The 14,349-nt window shown below is 73.1% G+C and carries 16 protein-coding genes; 12 read left to right on the top strand and 4 right to left on the bottom strand.

Annotation, left to right across the window (positions count from 1 at the left end):
* Window positions 1–41 precede the first annotated feature (41 nt).
* The 4 genes from ACFYML_RS14010 to ACFYML_RS14025 all read left to right on the top strand — a co-directional run bounded on the left by ACFYML_RS14010 (window position 42) and on the right by ACFYML_RS14025 (window position 4,039).
* Window positions 42–1,433, top strand: a complete 1,392-nt coding sequence (locus ACFYML_RS14010) for an ABC transporter substrate-binding protein (RefSeq protein WP_387420954.1) — start codon at window positions 42–44, stop codon at window positions 1,431–1,433.
* Entirely contained in the window at window positions 1,430–2,386 is a 957-nt protein-coding gene (locus ACFYML_RS14015) for a carbohydrate ABC transporter permease (protein ID WP_387420955.1), read from the top strand. The genes ACFYML_RS14010 and ACFYML_RS14015 overlap by 4 nt, the downstream gene beginning before the upstream one ends.
* The gene (locus ACFYML_RS14020; protein ID WP_387420956.1) at window positions 2,386–3,252 is read left to right on the top strand and encodes a carbohydrate ABC transporter permease; all 867 of its coding nucleotides are present in this window, start codon (window positions 2,386–2,388) and stop codon (window positions 3,250–3,252) included. Before ACFYML_RS14015 ends, ACFYML_RS14020 begins: the two co-directional genes overlap by 1 nt.
* A 181-nt stretch (window positions 3,253–3,433) precedes the next feature.
* Window positions 3,434–4,039 (top strand): class I SAM-dependent methyltransferase, encoded by a 606-nt coding sequence (locus ACFYML_RS14025; RefSeq protein ID WP_387420957.1) that lies wholly within the window; start codon window positions 3,434–3,436, stop codon window positions 4,037–4,039.
* Between the two features lie 142 nt (window positions 4,040–4,181).
* Here the strand turns inward: ACFYML_RS14025 and eccB are convergent, their stop codons facing one another.
* Complete coding sequence (gene eccB / locus ACFYML_RS14030; protein ID WP_387420958.1) at window positions 4,182–5,564, bottom strand: type VII secretion protein EccB; 1,383 nt, start codon at window positions 5,562–5,564, stop codon at window positions 4,182–4,184.
* Between the two features lie 185 nt (window positions 5,565–5,749).
* Between eccB and ACFYML_RS14035 the strand changes: the two genes are divergently transcribed.
* The 6 genes from ACFYML_RS14035 (at window position 5,750) to ACFYML_RS14060 (ending at window position 10,200) form a co-directional block, all read left to right on the top strand.
* Complete coding sequence (locus tag ACFYML_RS14035; protein ID WP_387420959.1) at window positions 5,750–6,019, top strand: metal-sensitive transcriptional regulator; 270 nt, start codon at window positions 5,750–5,752, stop codon at window positions 6,017–6,019.
* 127 nt (window positions 6,020–6,146) lie between these two features.
* Window positions 6,147–7,547, top strand: a complete 1,401-nt coding sequence (locus tag ACFYML_RS14040; RefSeq protein ID WP_387420960.1) for a rhodanese-like domain-containing protein — start codon at window positions 6,147–6,149, stop codon at window positions 7,545–7,547.
* 91 nt (window positions 7,548–7,638) lie between these two features.
* Window positions 7,639–8,229, top strand: coding sequence for a rhodanese-like domain-containing protein (locus tag ACFYML_RS14045; RefSeq protein WP_387420961.1), 591 nt, complete (start codon window positions 7,639–7,641; stop codon window positions 8,227–8,229).
* Window positions 8,226–9,137, top strand: a complete 912-nt coding sequence (locus ACFYML_RS14050) for a sulfite exporter TauE/SafE family protein (protein ID WP_387420962.1) — start codon at window positions 8,226–8,228, stop codon at window positions 9,135–9,137. The genes ACFYML_RS14045 and ACFYML_RS14050 overlap by 4 nt, the downstream gene beginning before the upstream one ends.
* Complete coding sequence (locus ACFYML_RS14055) at window positions 9,076–9,684, top strand: class I SAM-dependent methyltransferase (protein WP_387420963.1); 609 nt, start codon at window positions 9,076–9,078, stop codon at window positions 9,682–9,684. Before ACFYML_RS14050 ends, ACFYML_RS14055 begins: the two co-directional genes overlap by 62 nt.
* A 234-nt stretch (window positions 9,685–9,918) precedes the next feature.
* The gene (locus ACFYML_RS14060) at window positions 9,919–10,200 is read left to right on the top strand and encodes a hypothetical protein (RefSeq protein WP_387420964.1); all 282 of its coding nucleotides are present in this window, start codon (window positions 9,919–9,921) and stop codon (window positions 10,198–10,200) included.
* 18 nt (window positions 10,201–10,218) lie between these two features.
* On the opposite strand, the gene ACFYML_RS14065 is transcribed toward ACFYML_RS14060, so the two are convergent.
* The gene (locus ACFYML_RS14065) at window positions 10,219–11,223 is read right to left on the bottom strand and encodes a zinc-binding dehydrogenase (protein WP_387421060.1); all 1,005 of its coding nucleotides are present in this window, start codon (window positions 11,221–11,223) and stop codon (window positions 10,219–10,221) included.
* Between the two features lie 278 nt (window positions 11,224–11,501).
* On the opposite strand from ACFYML_RS14065, the gene ACFYML_RS14070 reads away from it, so the two are divergent.
* The gene (locus ACFYML_RS14070; RefSeq protein ID WP_387420965.1) at window positions 11,502–12,215 is read left to right on the top strand and encodes a spermidine synthase; all 714 of its coding nucleotides are present in this window, start codon (window positions 11,502–11,504) and stop codon (window positions 12,213–12,215) included.
* 63 nt (window positions 12,216–12,278) lie between these two features.
* Here ACFYML_RS14070 and ACFYML_RS14075 read toward each other — a convergent pair whose 3' ends face one another.
* Together ACFYML_RS14075 and ACFYML_RS14080 are read right to left on the bottom strand one after the other, a co-directional pair.
* Complete coding sequence (locus tag ACFYML_RS14075; RefSeq protein ID WP_387420966.1) at window positions 12,279–12,500, bottom strand: hypothetical protein; 222 nt, start codon at window positions 12,498–12,500, stop codon at window positions 12,279–12,281.
* On the bottom strand, window positions 12,497–13,531 hold the full coding sequence (locus tag ACFYML_RS14080) for a hypothetical protein (protein ID WP_387420967.1): 1,035 nt from the start codon (window positions 13,529–13,531) through the stop codon (window positions 12,497–12,499). The genes ACFYML_RS14075 and ACFYML_RS14080 overlap by 4 nt, the downstream gene beginning before the upstream one ends.
* 113 nt (window positions 13,532–13,644) lie before the next feature.
* Between ACFYML_RS14080 and ACFYML_RS14085 the strand changes: the two genes are divergently transcribed.
* Window positions 13,645–14,259 (top strand): TetR/AcrR family transcriptional regulator, encoded by a 615-nt coding sequence (locus ACFYML_RS14085; protein WP_387420968.1) that lies wholly within the window; start codon window positions 13,645–13,647, stop codon window positions 14,257–14,259.
* The last annotated feature ends 90 nt before the right edge of the window (window positions 14,260–14,349 follow it).

Below are 14,349 nucleotides of genomic sequence, written 5' to 3' on the forward strand. Positions count from 1 at the left end.
GTATTGAAGGCACGCCGTGCTCTTTTGAGAGGAGTGCCACGATGTCATCACCCTCGAGGCGGCTGCTCGCCACCAGTCTGATCCTGGCACTTGCCGGGACCGGGCTGCTGGCCTGCAGCGACGACCAGCAGAAAGACGACAGTTCCCGGCTCACTGTGTGGAGCCTGGAGGACGTGGCCGACCGGGTCAACGCGACCAAGGCGATCATCGCCGACTACACCGCGAAGACCGGGGTCAAGGTGGACCTGGTCACCGTCAACGAGGACCAGTTCCCCTCCCTCATCGCCTCCAGCGCCGCCGCCGGCGACCTGCCCGACGTGGTCGGGTCGCTCCCGCTGGCCGGCGTCCGGACCCTCGCCGGCAACGAGCTGCTGCAGCCGGACGCCAACACGGCGATCGTCGACAAGCTGGGTCGGGACACCTTCTCCCCGCGGGCACTGGAGCTGACCGCCGAGGACGGCACACAGCTCGCCGTCCCCAGCGACGGGTGGGGGCAACTGCTGATCTACCGCAAGGACCTGTTCGCCGCCGCCGGCCTGCCTGCCCCCGACACGTACGAGAAGATCGCCGCCGCGGCGGCGAAGCTGGACACCGGCGGCGTCGCCGGCATCACCGCGGCCACCGCCCCCGGTGACGTGTTCACCCAGCAGACCTTCGAGCACCTGGCCCTGGCCAACAACTGCCAGCTCACCGACGACTCGGGCGCGGTGCAGTTGGACTCCCCGGAATGCGTCGAGGCGTTCCGCTTCTACGGCGAGCTGATGCGCGACCACTCGGTCAAGGGCGCGCAGGACGTGGACACCACCCGGGCCACCTACTTCGCCGGCAAGGCGGCCATGCTGATCTGGTCGCCGTTCATCCTCGACGAGCTGGCAGGGCTGCGCAACGACGCCAAGCCGACCTGCCCGCAGTGCCAGCGGGACCGGGCGTTCCTGGCGAAGAACAGCGGCTTCGTCACCGCGATCAAGGGCCCGAACGGCACGGAGCCGGCCCAGTACGGCGAGATCAGCTCGTGGGCCGTGCTCGACGGCGCGGCCAACCCCGCGAAGTCCTTCGTGGAGTTCATGCTCTCCGACGGCTACCCGCGCTGGTTCGGGATGTCCCCCGAGGGCCGTTTCCCCGTCCGCAAGGGCACCGGCGACGACAAGGAGAAGTTCCTCACCGCCTGGAACACCAGCCAGGCCGGGGTGGACACCAAGCGGCCACTGGCGCAGGTGTACGGCGAGGACGTGCTGGCCACCCTGCGCCGCAGCCCGGACACCTTCGAGCGCTGGGGGCTCACCCAGGGCCAGGGCAAGCTGGTCGGGGCGATCCTCGGTGAGCTGCCCGTGCCGAAGGCCCTCGCCGACGTGATCGCCGGGAAGTCCGACCCGGTCGGTGCCGCCAGGCGGGCGAAGAAGGACGTCGAGGCGATCAAGGCGGGCGTCAATTGACCGCCACCGCACCGCAGGCCGGCCGCTCCCCCACCCGGGAGCGGCCCCGCCCCGGCCGACGCCCGCTCACCCTGCGCCACCGCGAGTCCCGGGCCGGGCTCGCGCTGGTCACCCCGACGCTGCTCGTCGTGGTGGCGGTGATCGGCATCCCCATCGTCTGGACGATCGTCCTGGCCTTCCAGCGGGTACGCCTGGCCACCCTGCGCAAGACCGGCCTGTTCGGCGAGCTGACGCTGGACAACTTCGACCGGGTGCTGCACACCCCCGGCTTCGCCGGGACGCTCTGGACCACGCTGGTCTACAGCGTCGGCGGCACCGCCGGGTCGATCCTGGTCGGGCTCGTCGCGGCGCTGGTGGTCCGCCGCCCCTTCCGGGGCCGCACCGTGGTCCGGGCGTCCATGCTGCTGCCGTACGTGGCGCCGGTGGTCGCGATGACCTTCGTCTGGCAGGTGATGCTCGACCCGCAGCTCGGCATCGTCAACGACTGGGGACGGCGGTTCCTCGGCTGGGACACGCCGATCCCGTTCCTCTCCCAGGACTCCACCGCGCTCTGGACGGTCATCGCGTTCGAGGCGTGGCGGTACTTCCCGTTCGCCTTCCTGTTCCTGCTGGCCCGGCTGCAGGCCGTACCCGGTGAGCTGGAGGAGGCGGCCCGGGTCGACGGGGCCACCCCGACCCAACGGTTCCGGCACATCCTGCTGCCGCAGCTGATGCCGGTGATCGCGCTGCTGGGGGTGCTGCGGTTCATCATGACGTTCAACAAGTTCGACGACGTCTACCTGCTCACCGGCGGCTCGGCCGGCACCGAGGTGGTCAGCGTCCGGGTCTACCAGTTCCTCACCGCGCGTACCGACATCGGCGCCGCGGCGGCGCAGGCGGTCGTGCTGGCCGTGGTGCTGATCGTCTTCGTCGCGATCTACCTGCGCTTCTTCGCCCGGCGAGGGGAGGCGTGATGGACCGGGACCGGATCGAGACGGTCAGCCTGCGCTGGCTGCGCCGGCTGGTGATCGCCGGCTTTCTGCTGGTCACCCTGCTGCCGTTCTGGTACATGCTGGTGCTCTCGGTACGCCCCATCGAGCGGCTGCTGCTCGACCCGGGCTCGCTGCTGGTGCCGGCCGGCGAGCTGACCGTCGCCACGTACGTCGAGGTGCTCAAGGCCACCGAGGACGGCGGGCAGGGCTTCCTCACCTTCATCCGCAACAGCGGACTCGTCGCGCTGGCCGCCACGGCGCTCACCCTGCTGGTCGCCATCCCCGGCGCGTACGCGGTGTCCCGGCTGCGGTTCTTCGGCCGGCGGCAGGTCCACGCGCTGTTCCTCGCGGTGTACCTGTTCCCGTCGATCGTCATCGCGATCCCGCTGTTCGTGGTCTTCACCCGGGCCGGGCTGCGCGGGTCGCTGGTCGGGCTGGTGCTGGTCTACCTGTCCCAGACGCTGCCGGTCTCGGTCTACATGCTGAAGAACTACTTCGAGACGATCCCGGTCAGCCTGGAGGAGTCCGCCGCGATCGACGGCGCCGGTCGGCTCGGCGTCATCCGCCGGGTCAGCCTCCCCCTGGCCGCGCCGTCGGTCATGGCGGTCGCCCTGTACGACTTCATGATCGCCTGGAACGAGTTCCTGTTCGCGCTGCTGTTCCTCATCGACCGGCCGAACCGGTGGACCGTGTCGCTCGGCCTGTCGCTGCTCTCCGACGGGGTCGAGGTCCCCAAGACCGTGCTGATGGCCGGGTCGGTGATCCTCACCCTGCCCATCGTGGTGCTCTTCTTCGCCAGCGAGCGGCTGCTCACCGAGGGGCTCACCAGCGGCGCCGAGAAGGGCTGACCGCCCCGCCGCCAGGCGCCCGGATTTCACCCCCGCGCCTGGCGGCACCACCCTTCCCGCCCGGATCATCCGATTCTCGGCCTGTTCCCGGAAAGCGCTGGTCAGCCGGGCGATAGTGGCCACGCTCTCGGTGAACCTGTGCCCTGCCGAGGCCGCTCACGAGATCAGTTACCGTGGCGGCATGGGCAAGCCGACCCGCTGGGTGACCGACACCCAGCCCGGACACTCGCAGTGGTACATCGACCGGTTCCGCCGGCTCGCGGCCGAAGGGGCGGACCTGGCCGGTGAGGCGCGGCTGCTGGACGCACTGGTCCCGCCGCACGCCCGCATCCTGGACGCCGGCAGCGGCACCGGCCGGGTCGGCGCCGCACTCGCCGCCCGCGGCCACCGCGTCGTCGGGGTGGACGCCGACCCGGCCCTGATCGAGGCGGCCCAGGCCGACTACCCTGGGCCGCGCTGGCTGGTCGGCGACCTCGCCGAGCTGGACCTGGCCGCGCAGGGCGAGCCGGAGCCGTTCGACGCCGCCCTGTGTGCCGGCAACGTGATGACGTTCGTCGCGCCCGGCACCGAGCGCGCGGTGCTGAGCCGGATCGCGGCGCACGTCCACCCGGACGGACTCGTGGTGGTCGGCTTCGGCACGGACCGCGGCTACCCGCTCGCCGACTTCGACGACGACGCGGTGGCGGCCGGGCTCCGGCTGGAGCACCGCTTCGCCACTTGGGACCTGCGCCGGTGGCAGGAGGACGCCGACTTCGCGGTCGCCGTCCTACGCAAACCGGCCGCCTGACCCACGGCGGCCGACCTCGCCACGGCATGCGCGACTCGCGAGAGCGACGCGACTTCGGCGAGCTTGCGGCTTCCGGCCTGCCCTGATGCCGCAAGTTCACCGAGCCGGTGTGGATCTTGGCGGCGGCCGGTCGGGCTGATCGTCAGGCCGGGGCGGCGACCGTGCGGGCGGCGGCCGGGTCGAGCGGGCTGCCGGCTGGGACCAGGCTGACCAGGCTGGCGGGCAGCCGGACCGGGCGGACGCCCGCGTAGCCGAGCATGCCGAGCACGTCCGCGCCGGTGAGCGCGTACCGCCGGCCGAGGTCGGTGACCACGTTGACCGCGCCGCCGGTGGCACCGGGCGCGGCGACGGACTCGACCACGGCACCCCGCCCCGGTTCGACCACCAGCTGGTCGACGAGGCCGCCACGCCCGGTCGGCGTACCCGGGGCGGCGGAGAGGTCCGGCGGGGTGGCGCCCACCCGGACGTCGCGTACGCCGGTGTCGTCGCCGACCCGGGCGCAGAGCGCCCCGCCGTCGACGGTGGCCAGCCGGGGCGGCACGGCCGGCGGGGCGGTGGGCCCGGCGGGCACCCGGTCGCGGAGCTTGGGCAGGGCGGCGAAGCGGCCGAGAGTGATCGGCTTCGGGTCGCCCTGACCGGTGCGGGCGAGCAGCAGGGCGGCCTGGAGTTCGGTGACCCCGGCCAGCCCGTCCCGCTCGGCCACCGCGTACTGCCGGCCGCCGCCCGAGTTGCGGACCAGGTAGACGTCGCCGACGGTGGCGCCGGCGACCCGGTCGGAGGGCGCACCGAGGCCGGGTACCGGGGGCGGGGCCAGGTCGGCGCCGGCCGGCACGGCGTGCAGCAGCGCCGGGGCCACCGGCACGGCCCGTTCCCGGGTCGCGGCCAGCGCGGCCAGCACCCGGTCGGTGTCGCGGAGCAGGTAGCGCCGGTCGTGCCAGAGCAGGTGCAGGGTGCCGTCCGGGTGGCGCAGCAGCAGCCCCTGCTCGCCGAGGGGCCGGCCGCCGGTGGCGTCCCGCCCGACCAGCAGCGCCGACCGCGCCCCGGTACGCCCCGCCTGGGTCGCGCTGACCGAGCAGACGGTCCACGCTCCGGTGACGAGCCGCCCCGGGGCGGGCAGCGAGTCCGGGGCGTCGGCGATGCCGAGCGGCAGGCCGCGCGGCACCCCGTCGATGGTGCGGCGGGTGACCAGCACGGTCTTCGGCCGCTCCGCGCCGATGATCAGCAGCGCGGAGGCGTAGTTGAGCACCGGGTGGAGCTTCTCCTCGCGATAGACGAACCGTGCGCCGGACTCCTTCTCCACGATCACCGCGGTCGGGTCGCGCCAGGAACTGCCGCCGCCGGCGAAGAGGCCGTACAGGGCGACGCCGCCGAGCGCGATCACGGCGACCAGCACGCTGGCCAGGCCGGCGCCGGCCAACCGCCGGAACGGCGACTGCGCCGGGTCGGTCTCCCGCATCACCAGCGCGGCGACCGCCCGCTGGACGGTGAACTGGTACGAGTGGAGCTGGTCCTGCCGCGACGGCATCGGGTCCCTTCCGGTGGATCGTCGGGGCCACAGGATAAGCGCTGTGTCGATCTCTCGTTGACCCTGCGTGTCAGCGGCTCGCGGTCGGGCCGGCCCGAGGGCGAGCCGGTGCGGATCTGGCCGAGACCCCGATCAGTGGCGGACGGGTACCCCCGGGGGTATGCTGGGGTACGGGAGGTAACGCAATGAAGCTTCAGCCTGAGATGACCAGCGAGGCGCTGACCCGGCTCAAGCGGGCCCGGGGCCAGCTCAACGCCGTCATCGAGATGATGGAGAACGGCGAGGACTGCCGGGCCGCGTTGACCCAGCTCGCCGCCGTGTCCAAGGCGATCGACCGGGCCGGCTTCAAGATCATCGCCTCCGGGATGCGGCACTGCGGCACCGCCGGCGACCGGGGCGAGCAGCCGGAGATGACCGAGGAGGAGCTGGAGAAGCTCTTCCTCGCCCTGGCCTGACCAAGAATTCGACGCCCACGCCGCCTGAGCGCGGCGTGGGCGGGTAATCGCGCCCGTAACCCGGGCCGAAGTCTGCCTTCCAGATACCCCCCGGGGTATATGGGAGGATGGGGAAGGAGAACGGCAAATGGCAGTCGAGGTGTCCGTCGTGGCGACGTCCTCGCTCGGCGACCGCAGCTACCTGGCCTCCCATGGACGGGTCGCGATCGTGGTCGACCCGCAACGGGACATCGACCGGGTCCTTTACCTGGCCGGGGCGAAGGGGGTGCGGATCACCCACGTGATCGAGACGCACATCCACAACGACTACGTCTCCGGCGGGCTCGAACTGGCCCGGTTGACCGGCGCCCGCTATCTGGTGGCCGCGGCCGACGAGGTCGGCTTCGACCGGATGCCGGTCTCCGACGGCGACGTGGTGCCCATCTCGGACGCCCTGCGCCTCCGGGTGGTGGCCACCCCGGGTCACACCTTCCACCACCTGTCGTACGTCCTCGACGAGGCCACCGACGACGGTTGGCAGCCGGCGGGGGTCTTCACCGGTGGTTCCCTGCTGTTCGGCACGACCGGGCGCACCGACCTGCTCGGCCCGGAGCACGCCCACGAGCTGGCCCAGCACCAGCACGCCTCGGCGAAGCGGCTGGCCGACCTGCTGCCCGACGGCGCCCAGGTGTGGCCCACGCACGGCTTCGGCAGCTTCTGCTCGGCCGCCCAGGCCGACGCCCCCGACTCGACCATCGGCCGGGAGAAGCAGGCGAACCCGGTGCTGCGACTCGCCGCGGACCAGTTCGTGACCGAGACCCTGGCCGGGCTCGACGCCTACCCGGCGTACTACGCCCACATGGGGGTGGCCAACCTGGCCGGGCCGGTCCCGGTGGACCTCACCCCGGTGACCCGGGCCGACCCCGCGCAGTTGCGCGAGCGGATCGCCGCCGGCCAGTGGGTGGTGGACCTGCGGCACCGCAAGGCGTACGCCGCCTCGCACCTGGCAGGCACGGTCAGCCTCGGGCTGGACGGGCCGATGTCGACCTGGCTCGGCTGGCTGATCGACTGGGGAGTACCGATCACGCTGCTCGCGGAGACGCCGGAGCAGGTCGCCGACGCCCAGCGCGAGTTGGTCCGGATCGGCATCGACCGGCCCGCCGCCCAGGCCACCGGCACGGCCGAGCAGTGGGCGGCCACGCCCGACCAGCTCCGGGAGCTGCGGATGGCCGACTTCTCGGCGTTGGCCGCGGCCCACGCGGGCAACACGCCCGCCGGCCTGCCCGCGCCGGACGTGGTCCTCGACGTGCGGATGACCAACGGGTGGCGCGCCGGCCACGTCGACGGCGCGGTGCACATCCCGCTGCCCGACCTGCCCCGGCGGCTCACCGACGTACCGGCCGGCGTCGTCTGGGTGCACTGCGGCTCCGGCTACCGCGCCACCGCCGCGGCGTCGCTGCTGGCGAACGCCGGCCGCGAGGTCGTCGTGATCGACGACAGGTTCGACCGGGCCGCCACGGCCGGCGTGGCCATGGCCGGCAACGCCTGAGCCGGACCCGAATCCGGCCGGCGCGTCCTGGCGCCGGCCGGTGCCCCACCCTGCCGCCAACCCATGGCGATTTGCCCCAGAACGAGGAGAGATGAGCGCTTCCGAGACCACCCGCCCGGCCACCCTGGACGCCGCCGCGCTGCGCGAGCTGATCGACTCCGGGCGGTCTCCCCGCCTGCTCGACGTACGCACCCCGGCCGAGTTCGAGACCGCCCACATCCCCGGCGCCTACAACGTCCCGCTGGACCTGCTTAAAGAACACCGGGCGGAGCTGCGCGACCACCTCGACGAGGAAGTCGTGCTGATCTGCCGCTCCGGCGCCCGCGCCGGGCAGGCCCACCAGGCGCTCGCCGAGCTCGGCCTGCCGAACCTGAAGGTCCTCGACGGCGGCATGCTCGCCTGGCAGGCGACGAACGCTCCGATCAAGCAGGGCAGGCAGCGCTGGGACCTGGAGCGTCAGGTCCGGCTCGTCGCCGGCTCGATCGTGCTGCTCAGCGTCCTGGGCTCGGTGCTGGCGCCGGGTCTGAAGTGGGTCGCCGGGTTCATCGGCGCCGGGCTGACCTTCGCGGCGGTGACCAACACCTGCGCGATGGGCATGCTGCTGAGCAAGCTGCCGTACAACCGGGGCGCGAGCTGCGACCTGGACACCATCGTCGGCCACCTGCGCGACACCCGGCCATGACCGGCACCGTCGTCCTCACCGTCGGCCTCGCCGTGCTGATCGGGGTCAGCCTCGGCCTGCTGGGTGGCGGCGGGTCGATCCTCGCGGTGCCGCTGCTGGTCTACGTCGCCGGCCTGCCCGCGAAGGAGGCGATCGCCACCTCCCTGCTCGTGGTCGGCGCCACCAGCGCCGTGGCCCTGCTGCCGCACGCCCGGGCGGGACGGGTCCGCTGGCGTACCGGGTTGGTCTTCGGTGTCGCCGGGATGGCCGGCGCCTACGCGGGTGGCCGGTTGGCCGCGTTCGTCCCGTCGGCGTTCCTGCTCACCGGGTTCGCGCTGATGATGCTGGCCACCGCGGTCGCGATGATCCGGGGCCGGCGCGCCACCGCGGGGCGGCCGGTGCCGCACGAGCTGCCGGTGCTCCGGGTCGTCCTCGACGGGATCGTGGTCGGGCTGGTCACCGGCCTGGTCGGCGCCGGCGGCGGCTTCCTGGTGGTGCCCGCCCTGGCCCTGCTCGGTGGGCTGCCGATGCCGGTGGCGGTCGGCACCTCGCTGGTGGTGATCGCCATGAAGTCCTTCGCCGGCCTGGCCGGGTACCTGTCCAGCGTGCGCATCGACTGGGGGCTGGCGGTCACGGTGACCGTCGCCGCGGTGCTCGGCAGCGTCCTCGGCGGCCGGCTCGCCGGACGCGTCCCGGCCGACCTGCTGCGCCGGGCCTTCGGCTGGTTCGTCGTGGTGATGGGCGTCTTCGTGCTCGCCCAGCAGCTTCCGGCCGGACTGGGATTGGCGGTGGCCGCGCTGGGGGCGCTCGCACTGGCCGGTACGGTCACCGTGGCGGCGGGGCGACGCCGCCGAAGGAGGAAACACAGTGGACAGCAACGGCTGGGACGCGCGCTACGCGAGCAGTACGGATCTGGTGTGGGGCGCTGAGCCCAACCGGTTCGTCGTCGAGGCGGTCGACGGGTTCACCCCCGGCAGCGCGCTCGACCTGGCGGCCGGCGAGGGACGCAACGCGGCCTGGCTGGCCGAGCGCGGCTGGCGAATCACGGCGGTGGACTTCTCGCCGGTGGCCGTCGAGCGGGGTCGCGAGCTGGCCGCCCGCCGGGGCGTAGCGGTGGAGTGGCGGGTCGCGGACGTGACCACGTACCGGCCGGTGCCGGGCAGCTACGACCTGGTCCTGATCAGCTACCTGCACCTGCCCGCCGAGGACCTGGCGCGGGTGCTCGACGCGGCGCGGCAGTCGCTGCGCCCCGGCGGCACCCTGGTCGTGATCGGCCATGACCGAGCCAACCTCACCGGCGGCACCGGCGGCCCGCAGGACCCGGCCATCCTGCTCACCCCGGAGGCGGTGGTCGACGGGCTGGCCGGGCTGCGCATCCAGCGGGCCGAGACCGCCCGCCGTCCGGTGCCCACCCGCGACGGCGGCAGCGTCGACGCCCTCGACACGGTCGTCGTGGCGACCCGACCCGACGCCTGATCCGCCCCGCCGGCCCGGAGGCTAGCGTCGGGCCATGGACGCCGACCGGCCGCCGATCCGGCCCGCCCTACCCGATCAGGTCCGCCCGGCGGGCCGCGCCCCGGCCGAGGCTGAGACGACCGACGGCCCCGTGCCGGGCGGCCCGGCGCTGACGGAAGCGGGCACGACCGGTGCCCCCTCGGAGACCCGGCCGAGCGACGCCCACCGGCGTCCTGGCGGCGACCACGTCTCGTCGTGGACGCGGTGGCGCTGCTGGCGGCCGTGTTCGCCGGGCTGGGCTTGATCGGCGTCGCCTGCGGCGGCTGGATGGCCGTGGGCGCGCGGAACAGCCCCGAGGGCATGGCCGGGCTGGCCGCGTACGTCATGCTTCTGCTCTCCGGCACGGTGGCCGTGGGCGCCACCACCGTCACGGCGATCGCCCTGTACGCGCGCGGGTCGAACCGTGTCGCGGCCGCCCTCGGCGCGCTCGCGATCGCCGGCGTGGTCGGGCTCTTCCTCCTGCGGTTGACGGCGTGAGGGCGGCGTCTCCCGCGTTCACGGGCGCAGGATCAGGCGGATCGGGTTGCCCTGCTTCTCCTGGACCCGGCGCACCGCCTCCGGCGCGTCGGCCAGCGACAGCACGTCGCTGACCGACGCGGACAGGTCGAGCCGACCCAGCCCGGTGAGCGTCACCAACTGCCCGACGTGCTCGGCCTCGGAGCCGTAGTGGCCGAGCACCGCCTGCCGGTTGTAGGTGAACCGGCTGTCCGACGGGATGCTGACCGGCTGGTTGGCGATGCCGGCGAGCACGAGCCGCCCGTGCCGGCCGAGCACGGTCAGGGCCTGTTCGCGGACCGCGGGGACGCCGGCGAAGTCGAAGGCGACGTCGAGCCCCCGGCTACCGACCAGCTCCAGCATGGCGTCCTTGAAGCCGCCGTCCTTCGGGTCGAGGGCCAGGTCCGCGCCGAGGGCCAGCGCCCGGTCCCGGGCCGCCGGCAGCGGGTCCACGGCGATCACCGGGGCCGCGCCCACCAGCAGCAGCAGCTGCACCGCGTGCGCGCCGAGACCACCGACGCCCCACACCGCGGTCGCCTCCGCCGGTCGGACCCGCCCGGTGTCGGTGATCGCGGCCCAGGGCGTGGAGACCGCGTCCGGGATGATGCAGGCCTGCTCGAACGGGAGTAGGTCCGGGACGGGGACCAGGGTGCCCTCGCGGGCCAGGGCGTACTCGGCCCAGCCGCCGTCGTAGTCCACGCCGCGGGTGAGCACCAGGTCGAAGCGGTCCCGCTCCCCCGCCTGAAGCAGCACCCGCTGGCCCGGCTCCCAGCCCCGCACCCCCTCACCGAGCGCGTCCACGGTGCCCGCGACCTCGTGGCCGAGGGTCACCACGTCGCCGGGCAGGTACAGCGGGGTGAGGGTGCCGTCGATCAGGTGCACGTCCGACAGGCACACCCCGGCGGCGGCGACCCGGATCCGGACCTCGCCGCGTCCCGGCTCGGGCACCGGGACCTGCTCCATCCGCAGTGCCCGCTCGGTCAGGTGCAGCCGTCCGGCCAGCATGTCCGCCACGCTCGGCTCCTTCCTTAGCCGTCCTTGATCCCGACGGCTCCAGGTCGCTGCGCGGCGGCAGACCGGTGTCCGGTCCGGAGCGCCGCCTGGCGGTGCGGAGGCCGCGTTCTGGCCGCCAGCCGAGCTGGAGTCGTCGTGGGCGTACCCGGGGTGGACCGGGCGATGCCCCCGGCGGCGGAAAAAGGGGGTCCGAGCGCGGCGGACGGCCGGGCCGGGCCCGGACGGGCCGGTAACATCCGCCTCACGGAACCGGCGGAGAGGACCACCCGGTGGGCGCGCGATTCGAAGAACTGGCCTGGCGGGAGACGCCGATCGGTGAGTTGAGCCTGCGCCGGCGCCGCGAGCCCTCGCTCGACGTCGACGTGTACGAGGTGAAGCTCGACGACGAGTACCTGATGTCCAGCCTGTTCCCGGTCGCGGAGATCGAACTCGCCCGGCTCGGGCTGGCCACGCTGGCCGGGGACGCCCTGGACGTGGTGGTGGGCGGCCTCGGGCTCGGCTACACCGCGCGGACCGCGCTGGAGGACCCGCGGGTCCGGTCGCTGCTGGTGGTCGAGGCGATCGAGGACGTGATCGACTGGCATCGGCAGGACCTGCTGCCGTTCGCCGCCGGGCTGGCCGCCGACCCGCGTACCCGGTTCGTCCGGGCGGACTTCTTCGCGGCGGTGGCCAGCGGCGCCGGCTTCGACCCGGAGTCGCCGGGCCGGCGGTTCCACGCGGTGCTGCTCGACGTGGACCACTCGCCGCGTCAGGTGCTGCACCCCAGCCACGCCGGCTTCTACACGGTGGACGGGCTGCGCCGGCTCGCCGCGCTGCTGCACCGCGACGGGGTCTTCGCGCTGTGGTCGAACGACCCGCCCGATCCGGCGTTCCAGCGGGTACTCACCGAGGTGTTTCCGACCTCGGTGGCGCACGTCGTCCGTTTCGCCAACCCGCTGCAGCGCCGGGAGTCCGCGAACACCGTCTACGTGGCCCGGCACTGACCGGCCCCGGTCGTGCGGGCGGCTCCCGGCCGGCACGCCGGGAGCCGCCCGCGGTGGGAGATCTCAGCCGAGCACCAGCGCGGGGTTCGCCCGCAGCGCGGCGACCACGGGGGCCGGCGCGGTCCTCGGCGACCCGGCGGCGTACGGGGGCCGCGGGTCGTACTCGATGCCGAGCTGGAGGGCCTGGGCGACCCCGTCGCCGGCGATCCGGCCGGCCATGGTGAGCGCCATGTCGACGCCGGCCGAGACGCCGGCCGACCGCCTGCGGCAGCGCGACGCTCTCATCGCCTTCCGTAATGCTCGGCGATGGTGGTGAACGCCGCTTTGGGCTCCCACGGCAGGTCGGGGTAGGTGTCTCCGTGGCGGTCGTCGAAGACCTTGACGATGCCGTAGCTGGCCAGGTCCAGGTCGTCGCGGGGATCGCCGTCGGGGCGGTGCGGGTGGTCGTAGAGCGCGAAGAGGAACACGAAGGCGGTGTCGACGCCCTCGGCGTCGAAGACCTCCAACAGTTCGCGTAGGTAGGCCGCCTGGCCGGCCTCGTCGCGGACGTACTTCCCGTTGAGTCGGACCGGCCCGGTGTCCTGGTCGTACTCGACGATCTCCAGTCCTTGCGCGCCCCGGTCGCCCGCGCCCTGGTAGGTGGCTGAGCCGAATTCGGTGATCGCGACCGGCTTTCCTTGAAGTGCCGGGCTGCGCATGCCCTCGGCGAACATCTCGGCGAACGTCGCGGCGGTCGCGGCCGACCGGTAGACGTCCATGGACACGATGTCGAAGGGCGTCCAGTCGACGCGGTCGATTGGCACCGAGGCGTAGGTGAGTTTGCCACCGAACCGCTCGCGGACCAGGGCTACGGCTCTGCCGAGGAAGTCGTTGACCCGGGCGCCGGCCTCGGCAATCAGGTCGCGCACGCGGTGCGGCTGGCTCAGCAGCCCGATCCGTTCCTCGGTGGTGTCGCCGGGCAGGAATCCCGGGTTCATCAGGCTCAGCTCGGCGCCGGTGACGAACACGACCTCACCGCCGCGCCGCCGCAGCCGCTCCGCCCGCTCGGCGCAGTCGGCGAACAGCGACAGCATCTCGTCGGCAGTCATCTCCAGCGGATACGGCGAGAACCAGACCTCCAGGCCCAGGTCGACGGCGAACGTCGCGGCGGTCTCGAGCCGCTCGGGATCGCCGCCGGTCACGCGGACGGCAGTGCAGTGCAGATCATCCCGGATGATGTGTAGTTCGCGTTCGACCAGCTCCAGCTCGAAGCGCTGGCGGGAGTTCAGGCCATGGCGGACGAATCCGGTGTCGTAGGTGATGCCTCTGGCACGCACGCGTGGGTCCCTTCCGCGTCTCAATAAGGTACTGGTAGTACCGTATTTTGACGGAGGTCGCACGTCAAGTGGATGCTTGGAAGGAACGAGCAGTACCGAGCGCAAGGAAGAGCATGTCGGACGACCCGATGACGCAGGCCCGTGCTGGACAGACCCGACGACGGGGCGCGGCACTGGAGGAGGCGATCCTGCGCGCCGCGGCCGATGAACTCACCGAGTCCGGGTACGCGGGGCTGTCCATGGACCGGGTCGCCAAGCGGGCAGGCACCAACAAGAACGCGATCTACCGCCGCTGGCCGGACCGCCTCACTCTCGGCATCGCCGCCTACAAGCAGTTGGCCACGACGATCCAAGCCCCCGACACCGGCAGTCTGCGCGAGGATGCCCTGGAACTGCTGCGCCGAGCCAATCAGCACTGGAGTTCGCCGCTCGGCGCCATCCTGCGGGAACTGCTGGCGGCGGCCGGCAGCGCGCAGAACCTCGCGGCGCAACTACCGGAGCAATCCACCGACGCCATGACCGCCATGTGGCTGGCGATCCTGGGACGCGCCGTCGCCCGCGGGGAAGCCTCCCCTGAATCCCTCCACCCCCGGGTCGCCACCGTGGCGATCGTCCTGCTCCGGAACGAGTTCGTCACGCGAGGCGTGCCCACCGCACCCGACGAGGTCCTCATCGCCATCGTCGACGAGGTATACCTGCCGCTCGTGCGGAAGCGCGCAATGCCATAGTCCGCGCAGTCAAGGCGAACCGGCGGTGAGGTGTCAGCTGAAGCCGGGTTCCCGCGCGACGGCTGCCGCCGCGGGGAGCCGTCCCTACTC

The sequence above is a fragment of the Micromonospora sp. NPDC007230 genome (genome assembly GCF_042869115.1).
Taxonomy (GTDB): Bacteria; Actinomycetota; Actinomycetes; order Mycobacteriales; family Micromonosporaceae; genus Micromonospora.